This window comes from Terrabacter sp. 2RAF25 (assembly GCF_052115265.1).
Lineage (GTDB): Bacteria > Actinomycetota > Actinomycetes > Actinomycetales > Dermatophilaceae > Terrabacter.
On sequence record NZ_JBFRGJ010000001.1, the window covers coordinates 487,013 to 497,972 of the forward strand.

General features: G+C 71.8%; 12 protein-coding genes. 6 read left to right on the plus strand and 6 right to left on the minus strand.

Annotation, left to right across the window (positions count from 1 at the left end):
- Positions 1-44: 44 nt before the first annotated feature.
- A complete protein-coding gene (locus tag AB4091_RS02310; RefSeq protein WP_442290112.1) occupies positions 45-959 on the minus strand; it encodes a DUF3152 domain-containing protein in 915 nt (304 codons plus the stop codon).
- Between the two features lie 324 nt (positions 960-1,283).
- Between AB4091_RS02310 and rplJ the strand changes: the two genes are divergently transcribed.
- The 3 genes from rplJ to AB4091_RS02325 all read left to right on the plus strand — a co-directional run bounded on the left by rplJ (position 1,284) and on the right by AB4091_RS02325 (position 3,384).
- Positions 1,284-1,898, plus strand: coding sequence for a 50S ribosomal protein L10 (gene rplJ / locus AB4091_RS02315; RefSeq protein WP_442290113.1), 615 nt, complete (start codon positions 1,284-1,286; stop codon positions 1,896-1,898).
- A gap of 69 nt (positions 1,899-1,967) precedes the next feature.
- Entirely contained in the window at positions 1,968-2,354 is a 387-nt protein-coding gene (gene rplL / locus AB4091_RS02320; RefSeq protein WP_442290114.1) for a 50S ribosomal protein L7/L12, read from the plus strand.
- Positions 2,355-2,592: 238 nt separating this feature from the next.
- Positions 2,593-3,384: a hypothetical protein gene (locus tag AB4091_RS02325; RefSeq protein WP_442290115.1), complete on the plus strand. Its 792-nt coding sequence runs from the start codon at positions 2,593-2,595 to the stop codon at positions 3,382-3,384.
- 23 nt (positions 3,385-3,407) lie between these two features.
- On the opposite strand, the gene AB4091_RS02330 is transcribed toward AB4091_RS02325, so the two are convergent.
- Genes AB4091_RS02330 through AB4091_RS02345 form a run of 4 tightly spaced genes read right to left on the minus strand, consistent with a single transcriptional unit; the run spans position 3,408 to position 7,319 of the window.
- A complete protein-coding gene (locus AB4091_RS02330) occupies positions 3,408-4,535 on the minus strand; it encodes a pyridoxal-phosphate-dependent aminotransferase family protein (protein WP_442290116.1) in 1,128 nt (375 codons plus the stop codon).
- Positions 4,535-5,917: an FAD-binding oxidoreductase gene (locus AB4091_RS02335; RefSeq protein ID WP_442290297.1), complete on the minus strand. Its 1,383-nt coding sequence runs from the start codon at positions 5,915-5,917 to the stop codon at positions 4,535-4,537. The genes AB4091_RS02330 and AB4091_RS02335 overlap by 1 nt, the downstream gene beginning before the upstream one ends.
- A gap of 56 nt (positions 5,918-5,973) precedes the next feature.
- Positions 5,974-6,807, minus strand: a complete 834-nt coding sequence (locus tag AB4091_RS02340) for a hypothetical protein (RefSeq protein ID WP_442290117.1) — start codon at positions 6,805-6,807, stop codon at positions 5,974-5,976.
- Complete coding sequence (locus AB4091_RS02345; protein WP_442290118.1) at positions 6,804-7,319, minus strand: SigE family RNA polymerase sigma factor; 516 nt, start codon at positions 7,317-7,319, stop codon at positions 6,804-6,806. The genes AB4091_RS02340 and AB4091_RS02345 overlap by 4 nt, the downstream gene beginning before the upstream one ends.
- A 126-nt stretch (positions 7,320-7,445) precedes the next feature.
- Between AB4091_RS02345 and AB4091_RS02350 the strand changes: the two genes are divergently transcribed.
- A complete protein-coding gene (locus AB4091_RS02350) occupies positions 7,446-8,534 on the plus strand; it encodes a hypothetical protein (RefSeq protein WP_442290119.1) in 1,089 nt (362 codons plus the stop codon).
- A gap of 3 nt (positions 8,535-8,537) precedes the next feature.
- On the opposite strand, the gene AB4091_RS02355 is transcribed toward AB4091_RS02350, so the two are convergent.
- Positions 8,538-9,005, minus strand: coding sequence for a DUF4178 domain-containing protein (locus AB4091_RS02355; RefSeq protein WP_442290120.1), 468 nt, complete (start codon positions 9,003-9,005; stop codon positions 8,538-8,540).
- A gap of 148 nt (positions 9,006-9,153) precedes the next feature.
- Here AB4091_RS02355 and AB4091_RS02360 point away from each other — a divergent pair, with 148 nt between their 5' ends.
- Positions 9,154-10,185, plus strand: coding sequence for an ABC transporter ATP-binding protein (locus AB4091_RS02360; RefSeq protein WP_442290121.1), 1,032 nt, complete (start codon positions 9,154-9,156; stop codon positions 10,183-10,185).
- Position 10,186: 1 nt separating this feature from the next.
- Positions 10,187-10,957, plus strand: a complete 771-nt coding sequence (locus tag AB4091_RS02365; RefSeq protein WP_442290122.1) for an MlaE family ABC transporter permease — start codon at positions 10,187-10,189, stop codon at positions 10,955-10,957.
- The last annotated feature ends 3 nt before the right edge of the window (positions 10,958-10,960 follow it).

A 10,960-nucleotide genomic window follows, 5' to 3' on the forward strand; every position in this document is an offset into this window, starting at 1 on the left:
CGGGTCCGCGACCACCGCCCGCGCCGGAGCGGATGGTCGTGCGGTCAGGCCGGCTTGGCAGTCGGCCAGGGCCATGCGGTGCAACCCTTGAGGCCGTAGGTCTGCTGCATCATCACGGGCGCCACCTTGCCCGGGCCGCCGCAGTACGCGTGGGCGTGGCCGATGCCGTGGCCCACCTCGTGGTTGACGAGGTAGGTGCGGTAGCCGGCGATGTCACTGCCGTACGCCTCGGCGCCCAGCACCCAGCGACGCAGGTTGAGCACGACCCGCCCGGTGTTGTGGCAGCTGACCTGGCCGCGGGTCTCGAGCGGCGCGCACAGCTTGTCGGTGGTGTCCGGGCTCGCGAGGGTGATCCGCAGGTCGATGCCGGCCCCCTTCGCCGCGGCGGCCGGTGCCACGTTGACGAAACGGACGTCGTCCTTGGTCTGCCAGCCGCGGGGGTCGGTCAGCACGGTGCCGACCACGGTGGCCAGCTGCTCACCGGACACGTCGAGTCCGCCCTCGAGCTCCACGGTGTAGCGCACCGTGCGGCCCGTGGCCGGGGTGGGTCGAAGAGCCGTGGCGGGCACCGCGACCACCGTGAAGCGTCCGGTGCCGGACTCGATGACGTTGCCCTTCGCATCCTTGCCGTCGTTGGCGCCGGCGACACCCTTTGCAGCAGCGCCTGACGTGCCGCCGGCCGAGGTGGTGCCCCCGGCGGGGGAGCCGACCTGTGAGTCGGGCACGCGTTCCACCTGGTCGACGTCGACGGAGGGCGCTGTGCCCGCCGCGAACGACACCCGGTCGACGCGGAGGAGCCCGGCCTCCGGCACGGGCTCGCGTGCTCCCGCCCCGGTCACCGACCACACGTCGGCGGCCGCGCAGAGCACGACGACCAGACCGGCCCACGTGCGTCGACGGCGGATGGCCTGTCGCCGTTGAGCGGGGGTCGGCCGCCGTTCCACGCTGCCTCGCGCCATGGGGCTCACGCTAGGTCACCTACCCGGCTCGAGCGGGGAGCGCACCCGGGACGCGCGGGAGAGCGGGCCGGGGCCGCGCCGATTTGGTCGTGGACGGGACAGCCCGTACTCTGGTCAACGACCAATGACCGCCGGTTGGAGGCGTGGGCAACCACGATCTCTCGAAGGTCCCGCACGATGCGGGCAGCCAGCGCAGGACACTCAGCCTCACGGCATACGTCGAGTATGCCGCTGCGAGCCCCGAGCGCCCTGCGCCGGGGCTCTTCTCGTGCAGGCCCTGCGGGCCCCTTCGCCGGCGGCACCACGCAAGGGAAGGAGGCCCAGATGGCGAACGCCGAGAAGAGCGCAGCCATTGCCGAGATCGCGGACAAGTTCCGTGAGTCCGGTGCGGCCGTTCTCACCGAGTACCGCGGCCTGACCGTGAAGCAGCTCTCCGAGCTGCGCAACTCGATCCGAGAGCACGCCACCTACGCCGTGGTCAAGAACACGCTCACGGAGCGCGCCGCTCAGGAGGCCGGGATCTCGGCCTTCGACGGTCACCTCCAGGGCCCCTCGGCCATCGCCTTCGTCACCGGTGACCCGGTCGAGGCGGCCAAGGGTCTGCGTGACTTCGCCAAGGCACACCCCCTCCTCGTGATCAAGGCCGGCGTCCTCGACGGCAAGGCCTTGTCCCCCGAGGAGATCACGAAGCTCGCGGACCTCGAGTCCCGCGAGGTTCTCCTGGCCAAGCTTGCGGGGGCCATGAAGGGCTCCCTCAACAAGGCCGCCTACCTCTTCGTCGCTCCTCTGTCGCAGACGGCCCGCGTGGTCGACGCCCTGCGCCAGAAGGTCGAGGCGCAGGGTCCCGCCACGCCGGCTGCCGCCGACGAGGCTCCCGCCACGGAGGCTCCGGCCGCCGAGGCAACCACCGACGTCGCCGAGGGTGGCGACGAGAGCTGATCGCGCTCCTGCGCTCCAGCTCGATTCAACAACACGCCACTCACGGCAATATCTAGGAAGGAAGCCACCATGGCGAAGCTCAGCACCGTCGAGCTCCTTGACGCTTTCAAGGAGATGACCCTCATCGAGCTCTCTGAGTTCGTGAAGCAGTTCGAGGAGACCTTCGAGGTCACCGCTGCTGCCCCCGTTGCCGCCGCTCCCGCGGCTGCCGGTGGCGGCGCTGCCGCCGTCGAGGAGGAGGAGAAGGACTCGTTCGACGTCGTTCTCACCGCCGCCGGCGAGAAGAAGATCCAGGTCATCAAGGAGGTCCGCGCGCTCACGAGCCTCGGCCTCAAGGAGGCCAAGGACCTCGTGGACGGCGCCCCCAAGCCCGTTCTCGAGGGTGTCGACAAGGCTGCGGCCGAGAAGGCCAAGGAGCAGCTCGAGGGCGCCGGCGCCACCGTCGAGCTCAAGTGAGCCGTCCCGGCTAGCCCGGGGCTCCAGCATCACCGCGAAGGCGGGTCCGACCACATGGTCGGGCCCGCCTTTGCCGTGACCGCGAACTCTCGCGGCGTCGGGTCCCGGTGGGGGCCGTCTGTGTCGTTCTCGGTCGAAGGGTCGGCGGTGGCGTGTAGGTTCACGCCACCGTCATCGAACTACAGGGGGTTCGTCCCGTATGCCGTCTCGTCTCCGCCGCGCTGTCACCGTGGCCGTGGTGTCGCTCGCTCTCACGACGGGGGTCGCCGCAACCGCGCCCGCGTCAGGCGCCGTTCCGGCAGCGACATCCAGCTCTGTCCTTGCGGCCTGCTACAACGTGCGTGCCCTGACCCCGAACGACAAGCTGTTCAACAGCCGGTTCGTGCTGACGGCGTTCCCGGACTATCTCCAGCTCGAGGAGGACGTCACCTTCCCGGGCGAGCTCGAGACGGCATACGTGACCTACACGTGGACTCGCACCAACCCCAACCCGCCCACGTACGCGACCGACCGCAGCTACCTCGCCCTGCACTGCAACGGCGACCTCGCGTTCCGCCGCTCGAACGGCACGCTGCTGTGGCACTCGAACACGGCGAACCGCGGGGTCACGCGGCTGGTGCTCACGGCCGGGGGCAACCTCACCCTGCTCGACGCGGCCGGCCGCATGGTGTGGCAGTCCGGCACGGGCCGCTCGACGATGCCGGCCAACTCGGTGCTCCCGAGCAACGCGAAACTGACGAGCGACCGCAACGTCGAGCTCGACGGCAAGCGGGACTCGCTGAGCATGCAGACCGACGGGAACCTCGTCTACAGGCGCGGCTCGAGGGTTGCGTGGCAGTCCGACACGCACGTCCCGGGGTCACACGCCGGCCTGACGACGAGGGGCCAGCTGGTCGTGGTGACACCCGGCGGCCGCTACCTCTGGGCGAGCCACCCGACCGGTTCGCGACGGACGGTCCTGGACGTCGGCGCGGGGTGTGTCTGTGACCTCGAGAACCACCTGCTGCCCGTCTGGGGCTTCCCGGGCTGAGCCCACGGCCGTGCCGCCGCAGGTCAGTGGGCGTGGGCCAGGGCGTCCTCCAGGGCCGCGAGCACGAGGGCGACGCGGTCGGGTCGGGCGTTGTGGCCCATGAGGCCGATGCGCCATACGGTCGAGGCGAACTCGCCGACGCCGGCGCCGATCTCGATGTCGTGCCGCTCGAGCAGGTAGCCGCGCACGGCCGCCGAGTCGACCCCGTCGGGCACGCGCACCGTCGTCAGCTCCGGCAGGCGTGACCCCTCCTGGGCGAAGAGCTCGAGCCCCATCTCCACCAGCCCGTCCTGCAGGAGACGGCCGGACTCCGCGTGGCGGTCCCAGACCTTCTCGAGTCCTTCGTCGGCGATGCGGCGCAGCCCGGCGTGCAGGCTCGCCACCATGGCGGTCGGGGCGGTGTGGTGGTAGGTGCGCCTGCCGGCGCCGGAGGCCTCGCCCACGTAGCCGCCGAGCAGGCCGAGGTCGAGGTACCACGACGACGGCTTCTCCACGCGCCGCTCGAAGGCGCGGTCGTTGATGGTGAACGGTGCGAGGCCCGGCGCGACGCCGAGGCACTTCTGGGTGCCGGCGTAGCCGATGTCGATTCCCCAGTCGTCGGCGCGCAGGTCGATGCCGCCGATGCTCGTCACGGCGTCGACGAGCAGCAGGGCGTCACCCTTGACCGCGCCCAGCGCGGCGATGTCGGACCGGACGCCGGTCGAGGTCTCGGCGTGGACGGCAGCGATGATCTTCGGCGACGGGTGTGCGGCGGCGACGCGCTCGGCGTCGACCGGCGTGCCCCACTCGTGGTCGACCCGGACCACCTCGGCGCCGTGGCGACCGGCCACGTCGACCATGCGCTCGCCGAAGAGCCCGTTGACGGCGACCACGACGACGTCGCCGGGGGAGACCGTGTTGACGAAGGCGGCCTCCATGCCGGCCGAGCCCGTCGCGGAGAGCGGGAGCGTGCGCCGGTTGCCCGTGCCCCACACGTAGCGGAGCAGGTCGCACGTCTCGTCCATGGTCGCCAGGAAGTCGGGGTCGAGGTGCCCGAGCAGGGGCGCGGCGAGAGCGAGCGTCGCCTCCGGGTAGGGGTTGCAGGGGCCCGGCCCGAAGAGGTGACGCTCGGCGACGGGGCGGGACGTGGTGGTCGGTGGCGTGGTCGTCATCAGAATGCGGCTCCGGGGTTGAGGATGCCCTGCGGGTCGAGGGCGTTCTTGATGCGGTGGGTGAGTGCCATGACGTCGGGGCCCAGCTGCTCGGGAAGCGCGGCGCGCTTGAGGCGGCCGACGCCGTGCTCGCCGGTGATCGTGCCGCCCAGGCTGATCGCGAGGCTCATCACCTCGGAGAACGCCTGTGCCGCACGCTCTTTCGCGTCGGCGTCGCCCGGGGGATGCACGACGATGGGGTGGGTGTTGCCGTCGCCGGCGTGGGCGACGACGGGGATCTCGACCTCACGTCGGCGCGCGATCGCCGCGATGCCCGTGAGCAGCTCGGGCAGTCGGGGCACCGGCACGCCGACGTCCTCGAGCATGATGGCGCCGCGCCGCTCGATGGCGACGATGGCCGAGCGCCGGGCGGCGACGAACATCTCACCCTCGTCGGGGTCCGTCGTCGAGAAGCACTCGCGGGCACCCCCAGCCGAGCAGATCCGCTCCATCTCGGCGATCTCCTCGCCACGGGCCGCGCCCGGAGCGTCGGACTGCGCGAGCAGCATCGCGCCGGCAGTGCGGTCGAGCCCCATGCTGCGGTGGTCCTCGACGGCGTTGATGGAGGCCTGGTCCATGAGCTCCATCATCGACGCGCGCATGCTGCCCCCGATGGCGACGACCACGCGTGCCGCGGCCTCGACGTCGTCGAAGGTGGCGACCAGCGTCGCCGGAGGAGCCTGGGCCGGCACGAGGCGCAGCGTCGCGCGGGTGACGATGCCCAGCGTGCCCTCGCTGCCGACGAAGAGCTTGACGAGCGAGAGGCCGGCCGTGTCCTTGACGCGCTGCCCGCCCAGGCGCACCAGCGTGCCGTCGGCGAGCACGACGTCGAGCCCGAGCACGTAGTCGGTGGTCACGCCGTACTTGACGCAGCACAGGCCACCGGCGTTGGTGGCGACGTTGCCGCCGATCGAGCAGATCTCGTAGGACGACGGGTCGGGTGGGTACCAGAGGCCGTGCCGGGCCGCGGCTCGCTTGACCTCGGCGTTGAGGGCGCCGGGCTCGACGACGGCGGTGCGCGTCGCGGGGTCGATCTCGACTCCCCGCATCCGCTCGAGACTGAGCACGATGCACCCGTCGATCGCGTTGGCGCCACCGGACAGGCCGCTGCCGGCGCCTCGCGGCACGACGGGTATGCCGTGCGCACCGGCCCAGCGCACCGTCGCCTGCACGTCCGCCGCCGACTCGGCGCGGACCACGGCGACCGGCACACCCGCACCGGCGTCAGCCGTGTAGTCGAAGCGGTAGGCCGCCAGGCTGTCGGGCTCGGTCAGCAGTGCGCCCGCGGCCAGGGCCCCGGCGAGGTCACCCACGGCAGCCAGGTGCGGAGCGTCCTTGCGCACTGTCGTCACGGCACCACCGTAACCACGCCGGGCAGTCCGGGACCTGCGGGACCTGTTCAGGGCGAGACGGTCTCGGTGACGGTCTCGGCCCCGCCGCCAGGGGGAGGGGAGGTGACCGAGGAGGTCACCGTGCCGTTCTGCGTGTACGTGACGGTCGAGCGGACGTCAGGCCCACTCGTCGGTTGCCGCGTGGTCTGTGGCCCGGCCTTGGTGACGGACACGGTGAGCGTCGCGAGGACGGTCCGGGCATCAGCGCAGTAGGCGCCTGGCGGGCAGCCGAGCACGACGTCGACGCGGGCCGTACCGGGCTGCTGCACGTCCGGCACCAGGGGACCCAGCCCGCCGCTGAAGCGCTGGCCGACGTCGCCGTCCGAACCCTGGAACCGGTGCACCCGGTCGTCGTGGGTGATGTCGTAGGTGAGCCGGTCGACGCACGGGCCGGTCGCCTGGAGGTAGAGCAGGGTCATGCCGTCCAGGCTCCAGCGGTTCCCGGTGCCGGGAACGAGGGGTCGGACGGTGCCGACCTGTCCGGGGTTCGGTCCCGGCAGGGCGAGGCGCACGCGGAGGCCCGCACACAGCCCATCGGTCACGAGCGGCAGGTCGGGCACGGCAGCCGTCGCCCCAGCGCCGTCGCCGGCGTCCGTCCCGGCGGGCGAGGTGGCGCTGCCGCCGGGTCGCAAGGCGGTCGGCTGGCGGCCGACGAGGACGGTGGCCCCGCCGACGACGGTCGCCAGGGCGAGGCACGCGGCGGCCGCCAGCCAGGCGGCCCGGGCCGCGGGGCGATCGGCGCGCACGCGCTCGTCCACGCGTGCCACGAGGTCGTGACCGGGCGGAGCGTGCTGCGCTTCGTCGGTCAGGGTCGCGCGGACGAGGGACTCGAGGTCTGTCATGGCTGCTCCTGGGTGACGCGGCGCGGACGGGGCTGGACCTCCGTGAGTTCGGGGTGCTCGCGCAGGGCCGCGAAGGCCCGGGAGGCGAGGCTGCGCACGGTGCCTTCGGCGACGCCGAGCACGCCGGCGATCTCGCGGTCGCCGAGGTCCTCGTAGTAGCGCAGCACGACGACGACGCGCTGGCGCCTCGGCAGGTCGCGGATCACCGACCAGACCAGGTCACGGTCGGCCACTCGGTCGCCGGCGGGCGCGACCGCGCGGTCCGGCACCATCGACGGCAGCTCGTGGTTGGCGAGTCGCCGGCGCCAGCTGAGGTACTCGTTCGTCACCGCCCGCCTCGTGTAGGCGAACGGCGTCGTCAGGTCGGCGGACGCCGACCATCGCCGGTGGACCTTGACCAGTGCGTCCTGCACGAGGTCCTCGGCCCGGCCGGCGTCGCCGCAGAGCAGGTGCGCATAACGCAACAGCGCCGGTCCGCGGCTGCGGACGAACTCCTCGAACGATGCCTCCACGGCCTGCCTCTCGCTGGGGGCACCGGCCCCTGCACCGGCACCTCGACACCTTGACGCATCGACACCCCGGATGTGCTGCACCGACGCCCGACGGATTCCGGTGGACGTCCGGGTAGGTTTGCCCGCATGGGATGGCTGTCGCGCACGTTCAGCTCCGGCGATGACACCCCGGCGTCCGCGCCGGGCATGCCGACGGCGCAGCAGGATGCCGCGGAGGCCACCTCGGGACCGCCCGTTCCGGTCGCGCCCCCGCCCGTGTCCGACGCGCCCAGCGCCGCGCCGTCGGAGTTACCTTCGGACCCTGCCACGCCCTCCGACGCTGACGCGCCGTCCAGCTCGTCGTCCACGAAGTCCGGGCGCTACGGGCCGCTCGTGACGGTCACGCACTTCGACACCGCACCGCCCGAGCTCGAGTGGCAGCTCCCCCTCAACGGCGAGCTCTACCGCCTGATGCCCGGTTCGGACCGGCCCGACTACTCGCTCTTCGTGCTCGAGCGGCCGGTGCATTTCTACCCTGCCGACGGCTTCGACCTCGGCCGGGTCGAGGCGGACCAGCGGGTCGAGGACCGCAAGGGCCGCCCCATGGTCCGGGTGCACGCGTTGCTGCTGTGTGCCCGCTTCGTGGGCCAGCAGCTGCACCCGGGCATGAAGGACCTCGCGGTCAACCTGGCCTACGTCATCGACAACTCGCTCGCGCGCGACGCGGAGGTCGACTTCGGCAAGATCGAGTTCGCCGCCATCGGCTTCCTCAGCGAGGGGCACTCGCCCCGACCCGGCTCCGACAGCCCGGCCGACGTCCCGGCCCGCACACCCGAGGCCGACCCGGCCCAGTCGCATACGGCTGCCGATGCGACCGTGGCGGAGGCGACCGCCCCCGTGGCCGAGGGAGGGGCCGATGCCGGCGCCGTGGCAGGCGTGCTCGACGAGGTCGCCGCCGTGCTGCGCCAGGGCATCGAGGCCCAGCGTGGCGTGCCCGTCCGGCGGATGACGGCAGCGCTGACCGTCGACGCGGACCACCGGCTCACCGGCCTGTCGGGAAACGCCGACGGCCAGGCGCCGGTCCCGACGCCCGAGACGTTCGCCCGGCTGGCCGACGTGCTTTCACGCCTCGGCGGGCCCGGCGGGCCCGGCGGCGAGAGTGCCGCCGGCGTCGCGGCGTTCACGGTGCGCGTCGACGGTGACACGGTCAGTCACGAGGTCACCGCGACCCACTGACCTTCAGGCGCGGGCGACCTCGTGGTAGCCGCGCACCTGCGCCGGGTCGACGAGCCGGCCGACGCTGATCTCCCACACGGCACCGTCGAAGCTCTCGAAGACGAGCAGCTCGTCGGCATGGGTGAACTCCACGAACTCGCACGTGCCGCTGCTGCCGGTGCCCGTGTCGCCCTCGGCGGTGTAGGTCAGCGAGCCCGCCTCGAGGAGCGCCCAGTCGCGACCATCGAGCGTCGTCCCGGCCTGGTCGGGCTCGCCGAAGAGGTCGTGACGCGAGCGCCAGTGGATGATCGACGAGGCTCCGCGCGGCCGCAGCGAGACCCATTCGCGGGGCCCCGAGGCGGTGATGCAGTGCTCGCCCCATCCCGTGCCGTCGAGGTCGAAGCGCAAGCTGCCCACGACACGGTGGCGCGTGCCCTCGACCTCGAGCACGGCACCCGGCCCGACCTGCGACTCACGCAGCTCCGCGCGCATGCACCCCTCCTCCCTCACGGTCTCCACAGGGTAACCACGGTCGCCCTGCCGCACCGGGCAAACCGAACTCGCGCGTAACTTCCGTCCGGGCCCCTCGTTTCCCCGGTAGCCGAGTCGAGACGGTGAGAGAGATGCAGGTGGATGCCACATGGGTGTGGAGATCGCGGTCACAGGGCTGACCAAGACGTTCGGGTCGCAGACGATCTGGCGGGACGTGACCCTCACGCTTCCCGCTGGTGAGATCTCGGTCATGCTCGGCCCGTCGGGCACGGGCAAGTCCGTCTTCCTCAAGACGCTCGTCGGGCTGCTCAAGCCCGACGCCGGCTCGATCGTCATCAACGGGCGCGACCTGACCCGCCTGCGCGAGTCCGACCTCTACGAGGTGCGCAAGCTGTTCGGTGTCCTCTTCCAGGACGGCGCGCTCTTCGGGTCGATGACCCTCTACGACAACGTCGCCTTCCCGCTGCGCGAGCACACGAAGAAGACCGAGGCCGAGATCAAGCGGATCGTCGGCGAGAAGATGGAGCTCGTCGGTCTCTCGGGCGCCGAGAGCAAGCTCCCGGGTGAGATCTCCGGCGGCATGCGCAAGCGCGCCGGCCTGGCCCGCGCGCTGGTGCTCGACCCCGAGATCCTGCTCATCGACGAGCCGGACTCCGGCCTCGACCCGGTGCGCACCTCCTACATCAACCAGCTCTTCATCGACCTCAACGCCCAGATCGACGCGACCTTCCTCATCGTCACGCACGACATCAACACCGCTCGCACCGTGCCCGACAACATCGGGCTGCTCTACCACAAGCACCTGGCCATGTTCGGCCCGCGCGAGATGCTGCTGAGCTCGGAGGAGCCGGTCGTGCGCCAGTTCCTCAACGCCCAGACCGTGGGCCCGATCGGCATGTCGGAGGAGAAGGACGCCGACGAGCTGGCGGCCGAGGAGGGCCAGGAGCTCCCCCCGCTGCCGCCCATCGCCCTCCAGCTGCGCACGAGCGACGGCTCGCCGCGGCGCGCGGAGCGCCCGGCAGGGGAGTGGTGCCGCGCCAACGGCGTGACCCCCGCCCCCGGGTCCTTCCTGTCCGACAAGGCGGGGGTGCCAGGGGTCCGCCACGAGTCGCCGGCGCCGACGGCCGTCCAGCCCGCCGTCACGGCGGACTCGCCCGAGCTCGTCGGCGAGGTGAGCTGACGTGGCCGCCCCCCTCACCGGCGCACTGCGCCAGTCCGGCTCACTGTTCGCGCTCACGCTCGATGTCTTCCGGGCGATGCCGAAGCGGCCGTTCCAGGTCAAGGAGTTCATCCAGCAGGCCTGGTTCATCGCGAGCGTCACGATCCTGCCGACGGCCCTCGTGTCCATCCCGTTCGGCGCCGTCATCGCCCTCCAGCTCGGCACGCTGACCCGCCAGCTCGGGGCGCAGTCCTACACCGGAGCGGCGAGCGTGCTCGCCGTCCTGCGTGAGGCGAGCCCCATCGTCACGGCGCTGCTCATCGCGGGTGCCGGCGGCTCGGCCATCTGCGCCGACATCGGTTCCCGCAAGATCCGCGAGGAGATCGACGCGATGGAGGTGCTCGGCATCAGCCCGATCCAGCGCCTCGTCGTGCCTCGTGTCCTCGCCTCGATGCTCGTCGCGGTGCTGCTCAACGGCCTCGTGTCGGTCGTCGGCGTCGTCGGTGGCTACGTCTTCAACGTCATCGTCCAGGGCGGCACGCCCGGTGCGTACATCGCGAGCTTCACCGCCCTCGCCCAGCTGCCCGACCTCTGGACCGCCGAGATCAAGGCCCTCATCTTCGGGGCGATCGCGGCAGTGGTCGCGGCCTACAAGGGGCTCAACGCCGGAGGTGGCCCGAAGGGCGTCGGCGACGCAGTCAACCAGAGCGTCGTCATCACCTTCATGCTGCTCTTCGTCGTCAACTTCGTCATCACGGCCGTGTACTTCCAGGTCGTCCCGCAGAAGATCTGAGAA